The sequence below is a fragment of the Nocardia sp. NPDC058176 genome, assembly GCF_042883805.1.
Classification (GTDB): domain Bacteria; phylum Actinomycetota; class Actinomycetes; order Mycobacteriales; family Mycobacteriaceae; genus Nocardia.
Map to the genome: position 1 here is coordinate 1,680,600 of NZ_JBHVVA010000001.1, position 17,311 is coordinate 1,697,910.

Genomic DNA, 17,311 nt, shown 5'->3' on the forward strand with positions numbered 1-17,311 from the left:
CCCTTCAGGAAGCGGCGAAGACGAGCCGGTGCCGACTCAGGTCGGGTTCGGTGCGGCGGGCGATGCCGAGATGGTCACGCAGAGTGGATGTTCCGCCGCTGACACGCAGACGTACGAGTCCGGCGGCGGCCAGTGCGGGGAGGGTTCGTTCGGCGAAATCCGGCAGCGCGGCGAGGTCGAGTCGGATCAGGACCCCGTGCACATCGTCGCGTGCCGCGAGGTCGGCGAGCGTCGGGCCGCCAGGTAGCGCGGAGCCGTGGACGTCGGCGCGGTCGCCGGTGTGCCCCGCGAGGTCGGCATTGTCGATCCGCACGTGCCGGTGCACCGATTCCGGCAACTCGGCACGCGCGGTGTCGATCTCGCCGGGCGCGACGATCGCCACATCGGCGACACCCACGTGGCCGGGGTCGTCGCCGCGTTCGTAACGCCACCACACCACCGGCTCCCCCTGCGGCGTCGTCGGGACGTTGAGCGGACCGGTGGTCGAGTACTGCCCGGTGTGATCGGCATGGCGCACAAAGGAATCGGTGCCGGTGAGCGTTTCGATCGGCCAGGTCCGCCACAGTGCCCGCGCCGCCGTCACCGCATCGGCCAGCGGGGCGGCTCCGAGTGGTTCGGGCCCCGTCCAGCTGCCGCGGGCCACCTGACCCAAGGTCGTGGACCGGTCCTCGCGCAGCGCGAGCCAGCCGGCCCGGCCGTGGGCGAGGTGGTCGAGTGAGGCCAGTCGCCGGGCGATGTTGTAGGGGTGGTCGCGCTGCGGGGACGCCGCCGCGACGATCCCGAGCCCCCGGGTCCGCCGGGCGAACAGCGTCCCCGCGATCGCCGGACTCAACGACTCGGTCGCGCCGTCCGCCCGGTCGGCGCCGAGGACGACATAGCCGATCCCGGCCCCGTCGAGCAGTCCCGCCACCTCGTCGAAACCGGTGCCCACCGCGCGGGCGAGCTCACCGTCCGAAATCTCCACACCGACGACAAGCGCCATGCCCGACCTCCTCACCCGAATTCATCGGACCGCGCGACAACCAGATATTCGAGGTGACTGTAACGACACATCCCGAGCGCGGGGAAGCATTCTCCTCACGCCGTTCCGAACACGAATTCCCGGCGTCGGCAAATGAATTACCGGCGAAATAAAACATTGTTCCCGTTCGCCCGCGGTCACATACTTGTCCGGGTCATGGCACTCGCAGAGCTGCCGTGGCCAGCCGTCGAGCACCCCTCCCGAAGGACGCCATGACCACCATCGCCCGCCGCCCCGCCGCCCTCGACTCACCGGAACTGCGGGAGGTGATCGAGGCGATCGCCCAGGACGCGCGGCAGCGGCTCGACACCCCCGGCGCCCGACCCGACCTGGCCCTGCGCCTGGTTCGTGAGCATCGCCTCGGCGCGGTGCGCGTCCCGGCCGCCGACGGCGGTGGCGGCTACACCACCAGAGAACTGTTCGAGCTGCTGATCCGGCTCGGCGAGGCCGACCCCGACGTGCCGCACATCCTGCGCATCCACTACGGGTTCGTCGAGGAGCTGCGGCGCGACCCCGAGCAGTACCGGAAGCGGCCGTGGCTGGGCGAGGTGGTCGCCGGAAAGCTGTTCGGCGGGGCGAGTTCCGAACTGGGCAACCGGGTCGGCGTCTACACCTTCGACACCAAACTGGTGCCCGACGGCGACAACTTCCGGCTCGACGGACGCAAGTTCTACAGCACCGGCAGCCTGTACTCGGACTACCTGCGTATCACCGCCGACGACGAGAACGGCGGCCAGATCAGCGCCCTCATCCCGGCCGACCGCGCCGGTGTGGTGCACGTCGACGACTGGGACGGCATCGGCCAGCGCCACACCGGAACCGGCACGACCATCCTGGACAATGTGCTGGTCGAGCCCGCCGAACTGCTGCCGTTCCGGCGCATCGGTGCCGATCGCCGCCCCGGCGGCGCGCAGCCGCAACTGCTCCTGCACGCCATCGCCGCGGGCATCCTGCGCGCGGTCACCGCGGACGCGGCCGAGCTGCTGCGCAACCGGCCGCGCTCGTACGCCTGGGGCAATGCCGAACAGTCACAGGATGATCCGCAGCTGTTGCAGATCGTCGGCGAGCTGTCCTCGGCCGCCTTCGTCGTCGAAGCCGCGGTGCTGGCCGCGGCCGACGCGCTGGGCCGCGCCCTCGACTCCGCGCACGAGCACGGCCGGGTCGACGAGGAGCTCGAACGAGCGGCCTCGCTGGCGGCGGCCAGGGTGAAGGTGGGGGTCGAGGAGATCGCGCTGCGCGCGGCGGGCGAACTCTACGGTGTCGGCGGTGCGTCCGCGATCCGGCAGCCGACCCACCTCGACCGGCACTGGCGCAATCTGCGGACCCTGTTCTCGCACAATCCCACCGCGTTCAAGGCGCGCGCGATCGGTGACGCGGTCGTCAATGACGCACCGCTGCCCAGTGTCGGATTCTTCTGAACACATTCCGGGAGCCCGCGCGACAATTGTCGATTTTCTAAAGCATCGCTGAAGTTCAGCTTGAAACAGGGCCCGGTATTCCGATCACGATGATCTCGATCATTGCCCCGGGTAGTTAATTCGGCGAAGAGTTGTCCGGGCATGTGTGTCCGAAAGCAACAGGAGGTATCCCGGTCGTGAGCTACGGCAGAGGCGCGTTGCTCGCGGGGGACGACACCGGGACCGACACGCATTCGCTGCGCACCGGTCTGGCGATCATGGCGCGCGGGTGCGTGCTCGCGCCGGGCGCGGCGGCGGTGGCGATCGGGTCCGGCCTGGTCAATGCCGTCTGTATGGTGCTGGCGGCGAAGGCCGTCGGGTGGAGCACCGAGCACGTCGTGGTCGCCAGTTTCGCCGAGGGCAGGTTCCTGCCCGGCGCGGCCGCGGCGGGCGCGGTGTTCGTGCTGGCGGTGTCGCTGCTGCGGATCGTCACCATCATCTCCCGCGGGGTGGCGACCGGGATCGTGGAGTACCGGAATCAGGCCGAGACCCGCCGGGCGGTGGTCGCCGCCTACCTGCGGCTCGGTGTCTCCTGGCACCGGCGCCGCTCGGCCGGGCAGCTGGTCTCGCGCGCGGTCTCCGATGCCGAGACCATGTGGGATCCCATGCAGCACTTCCCGTTCGCGATCGGGATGGCGGGCATGTTGCTGCTGGTACTGGCCGACATCGCCCATGTCGACTGGTGGCTCGCGCTGGTCGCCGTGGTCCTCATCCCGCTCGTGTTCGCCGCCAATCTGCTCTATCAGCGGGTGCTGGCACCGCGGGCGCGCGCGGCCCAGCATCAGCGGGCCGTGGTGAGCGGGCTCGCGCACGAGGCGATCGCCGGTCAGCAGGTGGTGCGCACGCTCGGCATCACCGAAGGCGAGATCGCCCGCTTCGCCGAGGCCGCCGACTCCTCCCGGGCCGCGAACCGGCGGATGGGCAATGCGAGCGCGGTCTTCGATCCCACCATCGAACTCCTGCCACCGCTGGCCGCACTGGTGATCCTGGCCATCGGCATCTCCCGGGTCGAGGCGGGGCACCTCGGCGTCGGCGCGCTGGTCGAGGTGATCTACCTGCTCATCACCACCGCCATCCCGCTCAATGTGATCGCCCGGTTCCTCGGCATCCTGCCGCTCGGGGTGGCGGGCGCGACCCGCGTCGAGGAGGTGCTCACCGCCGCCGAGCAGCCCGCGCACGGACAGTACTGCCCGGCGCGGGACGAGCACGGGGTCGCGCTGGCGGTCAGCGGAGTCGGCTTCGGTTATCGCGGTGACGCCGCGCCCGACGGTGAACGGGCCGCGGTGCGCGAGGTGAGCCTCACGATCCGGCCCGGTGCCGTCGTCGCCGTGGTGGGGGCGACCGGGTCGGGCAAGACCACCTTGCTCACGCTGCTCGCCCATCTGATCGAGGCGGATCGGGGTGTGGTCGCCGTCGACGGGGTGGACACCCGATTGCTCGCACCCGAGGCGATGCGCGGCAGGACCGCGCTGGTCACGCAGAACGGTTTCCTGTTCAGCGACACCGTGCGCGCCAACGTCACCCTCGGCGTCGACGCGGACCCGGGCGAACTCGAGCGCGCGCTGCACATCGCCGACGCCGCGGAGTTCGTCGCCACGCTGCCCCACGGTGCCGACACCGTGCTCGACGAGAACACCCAGCTCTCCGGCGGGCAGCGGCAACGACTCGCCTTGGCGCGCGCAGTGTTCCGGCGGCCGGGCCTGCTGTTGCTCGACGACACCACTTCCGCGCTCGATCCGCTCGTCGAACACACGGTGGTCGAGCGGCTGCGCGGTGAGTTCGCCGGCGAGGACCGGCACACCACCGTCGTTCTGGTCGGGCATCGCGGCGCCACCGTCGCACTGGCCGACACCGTCGTCTTCCTCGACGACGGACGCGTCCGCGCGCACGGCCCGCACGCCGAACTGCTCGACACCGAACCCGGCTATCGGGCCCTGCTCGGCGCCTACCGCCCCGACACCGCGAAGGCCGTGTGATGAGCGCGAAATCCCCACGGCCCCACCGCGCTTACGGCACCACCGCGGTGTTGCGCCGGCTCCGCAGGCACACCACGCTCTCCCGCGGCGCCCTCGTGGTGATCGCGTTGCTGGCCACGGTGGCCGCGAGCGGTCGCATCGTCATCCCGGTGACCATCCAGTACGCCCTCGATCACGCACTGCTCGCCGAGGTCGATCCTGCCACCCGCGCGCACGTCGTCACCACTGCGGTCGTGGCCGGTGTGGTCGCGGTGGTGCTGGCGATGATCGCGTCGGCGCTGATGAACCACCAGATGATCCGGGTCGTCGAGCAGACCCTCCTGGATCTACGGGTGGCCGCGTTCACGCGCATCCTGCGCCGCTCCCCCGCCGACGCGCGCGCCGATTCCGGTACCGCCATGGTGGCCAGGGTGACCAATGATGTCGATGTCGTCACCCTCTACGCCCAGTCCGGCGGTATCACCCTGGTGCAGAACATCGCGCAGATGATCCTGGCGCTGGCGGTGATGTTCAGCTATTCCTGGGCGCCCGCGCTGCTGGTGCTGCTCATCGGTCTCAGCGTGCCGATCGCCGGGCGCAGCCTGCAACGGTGGGTCGGGCGCCGGTTCGATGCCGTGCGCCGCGGGATCGGCACGCTCTACGCCAGGCTCCTCGAGACCCTGGTCGGCATCGACACCATCCGCGGCTACGGCATCGAGGAGCGGATGCGCACCCGCACCGACGCCCAGATCGACGCGGTGCGCGACGCCCAGCGACGCACCCTGTGGCCCACCGGTTTCAACATCTCCATCGGCGAGGTCGCCAGCGGACTGATCACCACCTCGGTGCTGGTGGCCGGCACCGCCGCGGGCGTCGGCGCGCTCGGCCTGCACCTCGATCTGTCGGCGGGCGATGTCGTCGCGTTCCTGTTCCTGGTGACGTTCTTCGTCCGGCCGATGCAGTTCGCCGTGAGCAGCCTGGCCGATTCGCGCAATGCCGAAGCCGGATTGCGGCGGGTGCTGGAGATCCTCGACGACGAGGACGAGACCGTCCCCGGAGTCCGCACCGCGCTGCCCACCGGGCCCGCCACCGTCGACCTGCGCGGTGTCGGGTTCAGCTACCGCACCGGCAAGCCCGCGCTGCGCGGGATCGACCTGCGGATCGAGCCCGGCGAACACGTCGCGGTGGTCGGCGAAACCGGTTCCGGCAAGAGCACTTTCGCCAAACTGGTGACCCGCCAGCTGCTGCCGGGCACCGGCACGCTCACGCTGTGGGGTGTCCCGATCGACGAGATCGCCGACGAAGCGCTCACCCGCCGCGTCGCCGTCGTCCCGCAGGACGCCTTCCTCTTCGACCGTACCGTCGAGGAGAACATCGCCCTCGGTCACGACGGCGCCACCCGCGCCGACGTGCTCGCCGTGCTGGCGCGCCTGGGCCTCACCGACTGGGTCCACGGCCTCCCGCACGGCCTCGACACCCGGGTCGGTCAGCGCGGCGAGGCGCTCTCCGCGGGCGAACGCCAGCTCGTCGCCCTCGCGCGCACCGCGCTGGTGAACCCCGATCTGCTCGTCCTCGACGAGGCGACCAGCGGTGTCGACGCGGGCACCGATGTGCGCGTCCAGCACGCGCTGGCCGAACTCACCCACGGCCGCACCACCATCACCATCGCCCACCGGATGCACTCCGCCGAGACCGCCGACCGGGTCCTGCTCTTCCACGACGGCGTCATCGCCGAGGACGGCACCCACGCCGAACTGATCGACGAGGACGGCCGCTACGCGCGGCTGCACGCGACCTGGACCCGCGATTCGGTGACCGCGGACGACTACGCGCCGAGCACCCTCGGCGACTGAACGACCATTCGGCCAGCGGCCTCGGCCGATATATCTCGGCGGATACATCGAGGAAATCCGCCTGCCACCCTCCGGTAGCCCGCCCCGCGCACACTCTGCCGTGCGGACCCGGGGCACTCGATGACGTCCGGGGTACACGGCGCTGTCGAGGAGGATTCCATGAAAGCTCTGTCCAACCCCGCGCTCCAGATCGGCCTCGGCGCCGTCGGCGGACTGGCGTTCGGCCTGATCGTCGGTGACTGGGCGGCCGAGCTGAAGTTCGTGGGCGACATCTTCATCCGGCTCATCCAGATGTCGATCGTGCCGCTGGTGATGGCCTCGGTGATCGTGGCGACCGGGTCCATGGCGGGCGCGGGCACCGGCAAGGTCGCTCTGCGCACCTTCCAGTGGATGCTCGGCTTCTCGGTCGTCGCGGCGGTGCTGGCGTGGGTGCTGAGCGTGCTGGTGCGGCCGGGTGCGGGCATGGTGTTCGACGGCGAGTTGGATTCGGGGCTGCGCGATTCCGCGGATCAGGCGCTCGGCTGGCAGGACACCCTGCTGAACTTCGTCTCCACCAATGTCTTCCAGGCGATGTCGACCGCGACGATGGTGCCGATCATCGTGTTCTCGCTGCTGTTCGGGATCGCGCTGCGCGAGCAGATCAGCCGGACCGGTGACACCTCGGTGCTCACCTTCATCGATCAGATCCAGCAGATCGTGCTCACCATGATCCGGCTGGTCATGAAGCTCGCGCCGATCGGTGTCTTCTGCCTGCTCGCCGCACTCGCCGGTGACGTCGGATTCGCCGTCGTCACCACCTCGCTGAAATACCTGGGCACCACCCTGCTCGGCGTGTTGATCCTGTTCGCGCTGTTCGTCGTGGTCGTCACCGTCCGTACCCGCCTCGACCCGCGGAAACTGCCGGGCAAGCTCGCCGAGCAGACCACCATCGCGGTCACCACGACCAGCTCGGCGGTCACCTTCCCGACGGTGCTGAAGAACACCGTCGAGAAGGTCGGCGTGAGCCAGCAGATCGCCAACTTCACCCTGTCGATCGGGTTGACGATGGGCTCCTACGGCGCGGTCCTCAACTACATGATCGTCGTGATGTTCCTGGCGCAGGCCGGTGGCGTCGAGCTGAGCATCGGCCAGATCGCGCTCGGGATGGGTCTGGCGATCCTGCTCAACATGGGCACCATCACGGTGCCCGGCGGGTTCCCGGTCGTGGCGATGTTCCTGGCCGCCTCGCTGGATCTGCCGGTGGAGGCGGTCGGGTTGCTGATCGCCGTCGACTGGTTCGCCGGCATCTTCCGCACCTTCCTCAATGTCAACGGCGACACCTTCGTCGCCGTGCTGGTCGCCGATGCCGACGACGAGATCGACCGGGAGGTCTACAACGGCACCAAGACCGTCACGGCCGAGGAGATCGATCTCGACGAATACAGCGACACGTTGGCTCGTGCCGATCGAGCGGAATGAGGTCCGGCTCGTAGGCTTGGGGCATGGCATCCGACAGCGACCAGCCGATCGACATCAAGCCGCGCTCGCGCGACGTCACCGACGGACTCGAGAAGACCGCCGCCCGCGGCATGCTCCGCGCGGTCGGCATGGGCGACGAGGACTGGGTCAAGCCGCAGATCGGCGTCGCCTCGAGCTGGAACGAGATCACCCCCTGCAATCTCTCACTGGACCGGCTCGCCAAGGCGGTCAAGGAGGGCGTGCACGCGGGCGGTGGCTATCCGCTCGAGTTCGGCACGATCTCGGTGTCCGACGGCATCTCGATGGGCCACGAGGGGATGCATTTCTCGCTGGTCAGCCGGGAGATCATCGCTGATTCGGTGGAGACCGTGATGATGGCCGAGCGCCTCGACGGCTCGGTGCTGTTGGCCGGGTGCGACAAGAGCCTGCCGGGCATGCTCATGGCCGCCGCCCGCCTGGACCTGTCGAGTGTGTTCCTCTACGCGGGGTCGACGCTGCCGGGCAATGTCGACGGCAAGGACGTCACGATCATCGACGCGTTCGAGGCCGTCGGCGCCTGTATCAAGGGCCTGATCACCCGCGACGAGGTCGACCGCATCGAGCGGGCGATCTGTCCGGGTGAGGGCGCGTGCGGCGGGATGTACACGGCCAACACCATGGCCTCGGCGGCCGAGGCGCTCGGGATGAGCCTGCCCGGCTCGGCCGCCCCGCCCGCACCCGACCGGCGCCGCGACGAGTACGCCCGCCGGTCCGGCGAGGCCGTCGTCGAGTTGCTGCGCCGTGGCATCACCGCCCGCGACATCATGACCCTGGAGGCGTTCGAGAACGCCATCACGGTGGTCATGGCGCTGGGCGGCTCGACCAATGCCGTGCTGCACCTGCTCGCCATCGCCAGGGAGGCGGGAGTCGGGCTCACGCTGGCCGACTTCAACCGGGTCGGCGACAAGGTGCCGCACCTGGCCGATCTCAAGCCGTTCGGCCGCTACGTCATGAACGACGTCGACCGGGTCGGCGGCATCCCCGTCGTGATGAAGGCCCTGCTCGACGCGGGTCTGATGCACGGCGATGTGATGACCGTGACCGGTGCGACGATGGCCGAGAATCTGGCGCAGATCGAACTGGGCCTCGACGGTGATGTCATCCGGAAGCTCGATCGGCCGATCCACAAGTCGGGCGGGCTCACCATCCTGCACGGGTCCCTCGCCCCCGAGGGCGCCGTGGTGAAGAGCGCCGGGTTCGACTCCGACGTCTTCCGCGGCACGGCACGGGTGTTCGACGGCGAGCGCGCCGCGATGGACGCGCTGGAGAACGGCACGATCGTGGCCGGTGACGTCGTCGTCATCCGCAACGAGGGCCCCAAGGGCGGCCCCGGTATGCGCGAGATGCTCGCCATCACCGGCGCGATCAAGGGCGCCGGGCTCGGCAAGGATGTCCTGCTGCTCACCGACGGCCGATTCTCCGGTGGCACAACAGGTTTGTGCGTCGGCCATGTCGCACCCGAGGCGGTGGACGGGGGCCCGATCGCCTTCGTCGCCGACGGTGACCCGATCACCCTCGATGTCGCCAACCGCCGCCTCGACGTGGAGATCGACGACGACGAGCTCGCCGCGCGCAAGGTCGGCTGGGAGCCGTTCCCGCCCAAGTACACCTCGGGCGTGCTGGCCAAGTACCGCAAGCTCGTCAGCTCGGCCGCGCACGGCGCCGTCACCGGCTGAACTGGTCGGGCGGCTCCGTGCACAGCGGAGCCGCCCCGCGCTCAGCTCAGGTGATGGACCTCCTGTTTCCCGTAGACCGGCGTCGGAATCCCCTCGAAACGGGCTTTGAGCTGCAAGGCCAGATACAGCGAATAGTGCCGGGACTGGTGCAGATTGCCGCCGTGGAACCACAATCCGTCCTGCTGGGTCGGCTTCCACATGTTGCGCAGTTCGCCCTCCCACGGTCCGGGGTCCTTGGTGGTGCCGGAACCGAAACCCCAGCACTTGCCCACCGTGTCGGCGACGTCCTGGCCGATGAGGTCGGCGGCCCAGCCGTTCATCGAGCCGTATCCGGTCGCGTAGACGACGAGGTCGGCGGGCAGCTCGGTGCCGTCGGCGAGAATCACGCTGTTCTCGGTGAGTTCGCGCACCTGTCCGTGCGCCAGCGCGATGTCACCGTTGGCGACGAGTTCGGCGGCGCCCACATCGATGTAGTAGCCCGAGCCACGGCGCAGGTACTTCATGAACAGCCCGGAACCGTCGTCGCCCCAGTCGAGGTCGAATCCGGCCCGTTCGAGGCGGGCGTAGAAGTCAGCGTCGCGTTCCCGGATGGCGTCGTAGACCGGGATCTGGAACTGGTGCATGATCCGGTACGGCAGCGAGGCGAAGGTGAGATCGGCCTTGTGCGTGGTGATTCCGGCGGCCAGCGCCCGTTCGGAGTACAGATCGCCGAGCCCGATCTCCATCAGCGAATCCGATTTCACGATGTGCGTCGATGACCGCTGCACCATGGTGACCTGCGCGCCCACCTCCCACAGCGCCGCGCAGATGTCGTGCGCGGAGTTGTTCGCTCCGATCACCACCGCCCGCTGGCCCGCGTACCGGTCCGGTCCCGGGTGCAGGCTCGAGTGATGCTGATCGCCCCGAAAGCGGTCCATGCCAGGGAAATTCGGGACATTGGGTTTGCCCGACATCCCGGTCGCGAGCACCAGGTGCGTGGGACGCAACTCCACCGGCGCACCGTCGCGTTCGACCTCCACCGTCCAGGTCCGGCTCGCCTCGTCGTACCGGGCCGAGGTGCAGGTGGTCTTGGACCAGTACGGCACCTCCATGACCTTGGTGTACATCTCGAGCCAGTCGCCGATCTTGTCCTTGGGCGCGAACACCGGCCAGTTGTCCGGGAACGGCAGATACGGCAGGTGGTCGTACCAGACCGGGTCGTGCAGGCACAGCGACTTGTACCGCTTGCGCCACTGGTCGCCGGGCCGGTCGTGCTTGTCGACGACGAGCGCGGGCACCCCGAGCTGACGCATCCGCGCGCCGAGGGCGATCCCGCCCTGTCCCCCGCCGACGATGAGCACATACGGCTGCCGGGTGTAGCCGAGCTCGTTCTGTTCGAGCCTGCGCTGTTCGGACCAGGTCACCCGGGCGCGGTCGGCACCGTGGTGCACACCCTTCGGCCTGCGCGCGCCCTTGCCCTCCTCATGACCCGCGAGCTCCTGCAGGCTCGTCAGCAAGGTCCAGGCGCCCTCGTCGGTGAGCCGCAGGTGCCCGACACCGCGGCCCGCACCGGTCTCGAAGCCGATCCACGCGCTGATCACGCCGTCGTCCTCGGTCGGCGGTTCGGTGGTGTGGAAGCCGGACGGGTCGGTGTCGGCCAGTTGCGCGCGGAGCATGTCGGCGACACCGCCGCGGCCCTCGACGGTCTTGATGTTCCAGGTGAACGCGATCAGGTCGCGCCAGAAGCTGTCGGTGGCGAACATGGCGGCCGCGGCGTCGACGTCACGCGCGGCCAGCGCCGCTTCGAAAGCGGCCAGCCAGGTGTCCACGCGCTGTTGCGGGTCGAGCGCGCCCGGTCCGTCCACGACGGCGTCGAGTGTCTGGGTCATCGAATCCTCCTCAACGATCTGTGACCTAGAGCACACGCCATGACCGTGGGGTGGCACAATCGTTGCAGTGCGTTGCAACGCACGCGGCGCTGCCGGCCGGAACGGAGGAAGGGGCGGATCGTGGGCGGTTTCAACGCGGTCGAGCCCGGCACCGATCTCTCCGGCTACGCGCGCGAACTCATTCGCATGCACGGCGCCGTGATCGCCGGTGGCCGCTCGCCACTGCGTCCGCGCCCGCTCGTCGCCCGGTCGTGGTCGCGGGTGCTGGCCGCCGGGCTGGTTCCGGATCAGCCGCGGACCCGGTCCGTCCTCGCCGTCGACGATGTCGAACGCCGTCGCCGGGAATCGACGCTCACCGCGGTGGTCGAGGATCTGACCGAGGCGGTCGCCTCCCTCGCCGACACCGCCGCCCAGCTGATGCTCGTGGTGGCCGATGCCGAGGGCGTCGTGCTCTGGCGGCACGGCTCGGCCAAGGTCCGCCACCAGGCCGACACGCTCGGCTTCCGCGAGGGCGCGCGCTGGACCGAGAACGCGGTAGGCACGAACGCCATCGGGACCGCGCTCACCGAGGCCGCCCCGGTCCAGTTGTTCTCCGGTGAACACTTCGAACAGTTCCAGCATCCCTGGCACTGCACCGCCGCCCCGATCCACGACCCGCGCACCGGCGACCTGCTCGGCATCGTCGACATCAGTGGTCCCGCGCTGACCCTGCATCCCGCCGTCACCGCGCTGGTGGCGACCAGCGTTCGGCTCGCCGAAGCCCAGCTGTGGCGTCATCACGAGCACCGCCTCGCCCGGCTGCGCACGGCCGCCGGTCCGGCGCTCGCGACCGTGACCGGCCCGGCCGTGGTGGTCGACGACGACGGCTGGGTCGCGCACGCCGTCGGCGTCGCCGCCGCCCGCCGGGTCGCCGTGCCGCACGCCGGTGCCGCGATCACCCTTCCCGGGCTCGGCGTGTGCGTCGCCGAGCAGTTCGGCGACGGCTGGCTCCTGCGCCCGGATGCCCGCGCGCGCGTCACGCAGTGGGAGCTCGACCTGTCCGGTCCGCCGATGCTGCGCGCGCTCGGCGGCGAATCCGGTTGGCGCACCGCGCTCTCGGCCCGCCACGCCGAGATCCTGCTGCTCCTGCACCTGTCCGGTCGACACGGCATGACGGTGCTCCAGCTCAGCGAAGCGCTCTACGGCGACCCGGACCATGCGGTCGCCGTCCGAGCCGAGGTCTCCCGGCTGCGGCGCGTCCTCGGTTCGGTGCTGGCCAGTCGCCCCTACCGGATCGCCGAATCCGCCAGTCTCACCGTCGCTCTCGGCGCGGCCGAACGCCTGGCCGAGTCCGACTTCGTCCGGCACACCGCGACCCCCGGCCTGCGCGCGCGGTGCGCGACCGACGCCGAACGCTGACGCACCGGGCACGTCGGCATTCCCATTATCCGCGCTCGCGGCCCCCGGCACCTCTCCACCGGGCGTCGCCGACAGATCCTCCGGTGACCGGGGGTGGGCGATCGGCTAGGTTCGAGCCCATGAGCCGCACCATGACGGTCTTCGACAGCATCGACATCGCTGCCGACCCGGTCTCCGTCTATCAGCAGGTCAGCGATCCGACCCTGATGGGCCGGTGGAGCCCGGAGAATCGTGGGGCGAAGGTCGCCGAGCCGCGCGAGTCCACCTATGTGGGAATGGAATTCGACGGATTCAACAAGCGGGGATTCGCCCGCTGGGTGACGCGCTGCGTGGTGACCGCCGCGGATCCCGGGCAGCGCTTCGCCTTCCGGGTGGAGGCGATCGGGGTCGGCCGTCCGGTGTTGCGCGCGCCGATCGCCACCTGGGAGTACCGGTTCGCGCCGGCGAACGGCGGCACCCGGGTCACCGAGACCTGGCACGACGATCGCGCTCGATGGCCGGATGCGATCGCGGGCGTCTTCGACCGTGTGGCCACCGGTGGCGACACCTTCGCCGAATTCCAGCGCAAGAACATCCGGCGCACCCTGCGCACTCTTCGCCGGCAGCTCGAATCGACGGACTGATCCGCACCGGCGACGCGCGGACACACCCGCCGCCGGTGCCGTGTCACCGATTCGCCGGCAGGAATCGGGTGTCGAGGAAGTCGTCGTAGCGAGGCAGGGCGGTGCCGCCGTCGATCTTTCCCTGGTCCTTGGCCCAGGCGCCGAGCTCATCGAGCTTGACCGCCAGCTCGGGGGTCAGCTCGAGGGCGAAGTCGAACTGGGGCAGCACGTTTCGGAGCAGATCCGGCTGGAGCCGGGTGGCGGCGGCGACCGCGGCGACCGCGGGCTCGGTGAGATCGCGCAGATCCCGCCCGGCCTCGTCGAGTGCCGCGAAGAACGCCGTGAGCGCCTCGGACTTGCCAGTGAGCGCGTTCTGCGAGGCCAGATACAGGCTGTGCTGCTGGTAGGTGCCGCCCCTGAGCTCGACGGCATCGTCACCGAGCGCCTGGACGACCTGGGCCTGGTACGGCTGGAAGATGGACACGGCGTCGACATTGCGCTGCGTCGCCGCGGTCACCATCGCCGACGGTGCCACCTGGACCAGGGTCGCCTCGATATCGTTGTGCGCCAAGGTGTTCGCCACGAAATAGGCGGCGCTCGTCCCGATCGGCGTGCCGATCGACTTGCCCGCGAGATCGCCCACCTCGGCGATGCCCGCGCTGCGCCGGGCGATGATCCGCGATCCCTCCCAGCGCGATCCGTCGCCGACCACGCGCAGCGACGGGGACTTCGTGAGGGCGGCGGCGGTGGGCACATCGGCCGCGGTCGCCACGTCGAGCTGCCCGGCCGCGACGGCCTGCAGGGCCTCGACGCCGGAGGAGAAGTTCACGACCTTGACGTCGACACCGTGTTTCTCGAAGTAGCCCGCCTGCTCGGCGACCGGGATCTGTGCCCAGGACGGGTCGACGACGAAACCGACGGTCAAGGTGGCGGGGTCGTCGTCGGAACCGCAGGCAGTGGCGGTGATCGCCAGGGTGGTGACGGTGAGCGCGGCGGCGAGCAGCCGCGTGATGGTGGTCTTCACAGTGGTGTTCCTCGGTGTGGTGGAAGGTCATCCACCGGCATGGGCGATGCCGAGCCGGTGGTGCAGTTCTTTGCGGATGTCGCTGTAGCCGGGCCGGTCGGCGAGGGCGTCGGCGGGTCTGGGCCGGTCGACAGGATTGGTGAGGCGCGCGGCGATCCGGCCGTTGTCGAGCACATCGACGGTGTCGGCGAGCCGGATCGCCTCGTCGATGTCGTGGGTGACGAACACGATCGTGCGCCCGGATCGGGTCCACAGGTCGATGAGCAGGTCCTGCATGCGCAACCTGGTCAGCGCGTCCAGGGCGGCGAAGGGCTCGTCCATCAGCATCACCGCGGGTTCCCCGGCGAGCAGGCGCGCGATGCTGACCCGTTGGCGCATGCCGCCGGAGAGTTCGCTGGGCCGTCGCGTTCCGACGGTGCGGGCGAGTTCGACGTCGTCGAGCAGTTCGGCGATCCGGCGTGGCCGCTCGGCGGCGGCCACGCCACGGGCGCGCAGGGCGAAGCCGATGTTGTCGGCCACGCTCATCCACGGGAAGAGCACGTCGCGCTGAAAGGCCACGCCGCGGCGCGGATCCGGCGCGCGGACGGGTTCGCCGTTGTCGCTGACGGTTCCCGAGGTCGGGGTGATCAGTCCGGCCAGGCAGTGCAGCAGTGTCGATTTCCCGGATCCCGACGCACCGACGAGCACGGTGAACGCACCGTCCGGGATGGTCAGGGTGATCCGGTCGAGGGTGGGTGCCGGATTGCCGGGGAAGTGGACGACGAGGTCGTCGGTGCTGATGGCCATGTCAGTGCTCCTCGCCGGCCCAGCGGGTCATCGGTGTGGTGGTCGCGGCGAGGATCAGATCGACCAGCGCGCCGAGGACGCCGAGCACGATCAGGCAGGCGATCAGCTGATCCGCCTGGGAGAACAGCTGGGCCTGATAGAGCCGGTAGCCGATTCCCGCTGTGGTGCCGGTCATCTCGGCGACGACGATGAGGACGAACGACATCGCGGCGCCGACCCGGAGTCCGGCGACGATGTCGGGAGCCGCCTCCGGCAACACGATCTCGAACAGCGTCTGGCGCCGCCGCGCGCCGAGGCAGCGGGCCGCTTTCAGGTAGTCGCGCGGGGTGCTCGCCAGTCCGGCGTGGCTGTTGATCCACACCGGCACGAACACGCCGAGGGCGATGACCAGCGCCTTGCTGCTCTCGCCGAGCCCGAACCAGAGGATGGCCAGCGGGACGAGGCCGATGGTCGGGATGGGTGAGAGCAGGCGCAGGACCGGTTGTAAGAGATTGCGTCCTGGCGCGGTGGTCGCGGTGACGATCGCGGCGGCGATCCCGGCCACCGCGCCGAGGGCGAATCCGCCGAGCGCCCGCCGCAGGCTGGCCAGGACGTCGTCGGCGAGCAGGCCCTCCTGCCAGAGTGCGTGTCCGGCGCCGAGGATCTCGGGGACGCTGGGAAACAGTTCGCGGGGGAACTGGCCCGAGGCGACGACGAGGGTCCAGGCGAGAGCGGCCAGGGTCAGCCCGGCGAGCGTCCAGCCGAGGGAACCGCCGCGTGCGATCCAGGACCGGACCCGGCTGCGGCCGGGGAGTGGCCCTATCCGCGGCGGGTCGGCAGTCGTCGCGCGCACCGTACTCGTCATGTCGTCGCACCTTCCCGCGCCCGCGCCTGCTCGGGAACCCACGCGAAGGGCACCGCCTGGGCGCGGTAGACCAGTGGTGTCAGGGTGAGCCGGTCGACGCCGGGCACCCGGGGTTCGCGCACCTCGGGCTCACCCGCGACGCCGTAGCCCTCATACGGGCTGTGGTACTCCCAGACGACGTCACCCTGCGGCGTCACCTGGAACAACCGCCCCTGCATCCCCTCGGTGATCAAGGTGTTGCCGTTCGGCAGCCGCTGCGCGTTGCTCACGAAGGAACTGAAGAACGTCCACGACGGGCGCCCGGAATCCTCCGCGGTGTACTGCCAGACGATCTGCCGCGTCGTCGGATCGATCTCGAGCACCCGCGATCCCGCGTAGATGCCCAGCGCGGCCGGTGGATATCCGGCGCCGCCCTGGTTGTCGAAGACCAGGATGTTGCCCGCGCCCGGCAGCCCCTCGGGGATCAGGTGCGGGTTGTGCTGGCCGGAGATCTGGTCCACCGGACGCGGCACCTTGTGGACATTGATCCGCTGATGCTGCGCCCCCGCCTCGGCCTCGAAGTACGGGCCGAGCCGCCACACGATCGCACCCGATGCCTTCTCGATCACCGCGACCACATTCGCCTTGCGGAAGCTGACGATGATGTTGTCCGGGTGGAACACGCTGTCCGGGTCCGCGTCGTGCCACCGGTTCGGGCCGAGCGGGGTGGCGCTGTTCATCTCCAGATAGCCCCACGGGTCCTCGGGATCACGGGCGGCGGTCTCGCGCAGCGCTTGCCTGCCGGTCTCGGAGAAGCCGAACTCGTCGAGATGATCACCGGCGAGCCACTGCCAGACGATCGCACCGTCCGGCGCCACCTCGTACAGGCCCTGGTCACCGACCTCCGCCGTGACGCCGAGTTGCGCGACCACCCGGGGCACGGTGACGAGCAGCAGCCGGTTGCCGTTGGGCAACAACTGCCAGTCGTGATTCTGGCGGGCCGCGCCGCCCGGTGCCTCGCGACCCCACTCCCACACCCGCTCCCCCGACCAATCGAGTTGTCCGACAGTGCCATTGGCGTAGATCCCGCCGCGACCGTCGCCGCTCTCGCTCAGCTGCACACCGAGATCGCCGAGGCGGCCGCCGTTGAGCGCGGGGTCGATGACGCGCGGTGGAACGCCCGCGTGCGGCCAGTCCTTGACGACCGTGCCGTCCAGGGCGATGAGACGGGTGACCGAGTCGGCGCCGGTGAACAGGACGAGGCTGTCGTGGACGTTCTCGGGTTCGAAGTGGGTGACTCCGGTGAGTCGTGTGTATGCCATGTCGTCTACTTCACCTGTCGTTTGTTGCG

The 17,311-nt window shown here is 69.9% G+C and carries 13 protein-coding genes; 7 read left to right on the forward strand and 6 right to left on the reverse strand.

Annotated elements, in window-relative coordinates:
* Positions 1-4: 4 nt before the first annotated feature.
* Positions 5-982: an LLM class flavin-dependent oxidoreductase gene (locus ACFVVM_RS07900; RefSeq protein WP_387614437.1), complete on the reverse strand. Its 978-nt coding sequence runs from the start codon at positions 980-982 to the stop codon at positions 5-7.
* Between the two features lie 251 nt (positions 983-1,233).
* Between ACFVVM_RS07900 and ACFVVM_RS07905 the strand changes: the two genes are divergently transcribed.
* The 5 genes from ACFVVM_RS07905 (at position 1,234) to ilvD (ending at position 9,459) form a co-directional block, all read left to right on the forward strand.
* The gene (locus ACFVVM_RS07905; protein ID WP_387614439.1) at positions 1,234-2,439 is read left to right on the forward strand and encodes an acyl-CoA dehydrogenase; all 1,206 of its coding nucleotides are present in this window, start codon (positions 1,234-1,236) and stop codon (positions 2,437-2,439) included.
* A gap of 176 nt (positions 2,440-2,615) precedes the next feature.
* A complete protein-coding gene (locus ACFVVM_RS07910) occupies positions 2,616-4,454 on the forward strand; it encodes an ABC transporter ATP-binding protein (RefSeq protein WP_387614442.1) in 1,839 nt (612 codons plus the stop codon).
* Positions 4,454-6,286 carry an ABC transporter ATP-binding protein gene (locus ACFVVM_RS07915; protein ID WP_387614445.1) on the forward strand — a complete coding sequence of 611 codons (1,833 nt, stop codon included), beginning with the start codon at positions 4,454-4,456 and terminating at the stop codon, positions 6,284-6,286. The genes ACFVVM_RS07910 and ACFVVM_RS07915 overlap by 1 nt, the downstream gene beginning before the upstream one ends.
* A gap of 159 nt (positions 6,287-6,445) precedes the next feature.
* Positions 6,446-7,744, forward strand: a complete 1,299-nt coding sequence (locus tag ACFVVM_RS07920; protein ID WP_387614448.1) for a dicarboxylate/amino acid:cation symporter — start codon at positions 6,446-6,448, stop codon at positions 7,742-7,744.
* A gap of 23 nt (positions 7,745-7,767) precedes the next feature.
* The gene (gene ilvD / locus ACFVVM_RS07925) at positions 7,768-9,459 is read left to right on the forward strand and encodes a dihydroxy-acid dehydratase (RefSeq protein ID WP_387614451.1); all 1,692 of its coding nucleotides are present in this window, start codon (positions 7,768-7,770) and stop codon (positions 9,457-9,459) included.
* 41 nt (positions 9,460-9,500) lie between these two features.
* Here ilvD and ACFVVM_RS07930 read toward each other — a convergent pair whose 3' ends face one another.
* The gene (locus tag ACFVVM_RS07930; protein WP_387614454.1) at positions 9,501-11,327 is read right to left on the reverse strand and encodes a flavin-containing monooxygenase; all 1,827 of its coding nucleotides are present in this window, start codon (positions 11,325-11,327) and stop codon (positions 9,501-9,503) included.
* Positions 11,328-11,447: 120 nt separating this feature from the next.
* Between ACFVVM_RS07930 and ACFVVM_RS07935 the strand changes: the two genes are divergently transcribed.
* Positions 11,448-12,725 carry a transcriptional regulator gene (locus ACFVVM_RS07935; RefSeq protein WP_387614457.1) on the forward strand — a complete coding sequence of 426 codons (1,278 nt, stop codon included), beginning with the start codon at positions 11,448-11,450 and terminating at the stop codon, positions 12,723-12,725.
* A 119-nt stretch (positions 12,726-12,844) separates the two neighbouring features.
* Entirely contained in the window at positions 12,845-13,348 is a 504-nt protein-coding gene (locus ACFVVM_RS07940; RefSeq protein ID WP_387614460.1) for an SRPBCC family protein, read from the forward strand.
* 43 nt (positions 13,349-13,391) lie between these two features.
* Here the strand turns inward: ACFVVM_RS07940 and ACFVVM_RS07945 are convergent, their stop codons facing one another.
* From ACFVVM_RS07945 to ACFVVM_RS07960, 4 genes are read right to left on the reverse strand one after another with little or no spacing between them, the layout of a single operon-like run.
* On the reverse strand, positions 13,392-14,351 hold the full coding sequence (locus ACFVVM_RS07945; protein WP_387614463.1) for an ABC transporter substrate-binding protein: 960 nt from the start codon (positions 14,349-14,351) through the stop codon (positions 13,392-13,394).
* A 27-nt stretch (positions 14,352-14,378) separates the two neighbouring features.
* Complete coding sequence (locus ACFVVM_RS07950) at positions 14,379-15,137, reverse strand: ABC transporter ATP-binding protein (RefSeq protein WP_387614466.1); 759 nt, start codon at positions 15,135-15,137, stop codon at positions 14,379-14,381.
* A 1-nt stretch (position 15,138) separates the two neighbouring features.
* A complete protein-coding gene (locus tag ACFVVM_RS07955; protein ID WP_387614469.1) occupies positions 15,139-15,981 on the reverse strand; it encodes an ABC transporter permease in 843 nt (280 codons plus the stop codon).
* Positions 15,978-17,282, reverse strand: coding sequence for an aryl-sulfate sulfotransferase (locus tag ACFVVM_RS07960; RefSeq protein ID WP_387614472.1), 1,305 nt, complete (start codon positions 17,280-17,282; stop codon positions 15,978-15,980). The genes ACFVVM_RS07955 and ACFVVM_RS07960 overlap by 4 nt, the downstream gene beginning before the upstream one ends.
* Positions 17,283-17,311 lie beyond the last annotated feature (29 nt).

Excerpts from the sequence above, each read along its gene's own strand:
- ACFVVM_RS07955 (WP_387614469.1), bottom strand. The coding sequence starts at position 15,981 with ATGACGAGTACGGTGCGCGCGACGACTGCCGACCCGCCGCGGATAGGG.
- ACFVVM_RS07920 (WP_387614448.1), top strand. The coding sequence starts at position 6,446 with ATGAAAGCTCTGTCCAACCCCGCGCTCCAGATCGGCCTCGGCGCCGTC.
- ACFVVM_RS07940 (WP_387614460.1), top strand. The coding sequence starts at position 12,845 with ATGAGCCGCACCATGACGGTCTTCGACAGCATCGACATCGCTGCCGAC.
- ilvD (WP_387614451.1), top strand. The coding sequence starts at position 7,768 with ATGGCATCCGACAGCGACCAGCCGATCGACATCAAGCCGCGCTCGCGC.
- ACFVVM_RS07960 (WP_387614472.1), bottom strand. The coding sequence starts at position 17,282 with ATGGCATACACACGACTCACCGGAGTCACCCACTTCGAACCCGAGAAC.
- ACFVVM_RS07905 (WP_387614439.1), top strand. The coding sequence starts at position 1,234 with ATGACCACCATCGCCCGCCGCCCCGCCGCCCTCGACTCACCGGAACTG.
- ACFVVM_RS07930 (WP_387614454.1), bottom strand. The coding sequence starts at position 11,327 with ATGACCCAGACACTCGACGCCGTCGTGGACGGACCGGGCGCGCTCGAC.
- ACFVVM_RS07900 (WP_387614437.1), bottom strand. The coding sequence starts at position 982 with ATGGCGCTTGTCGTCGGTGTGGAGATTTCGGACGGTGAGCTCGCCCGC.
- ACFVVM_RS07915 (WP_387614445.1), top strand. The coding sequence starts at position 4,454 with ATGAGCGCGAAATCCCCACGGCCCCACCGCGCTTACGGCACCACCGCG.
- ACFVVM_RS07950 (WP_387614466.1), bottom strand. The coding sequence starts at position 15,137 with ATGGCCATCAGCACCGACGACCTCGTCGTCCACTTCCCCGGCAATCCG.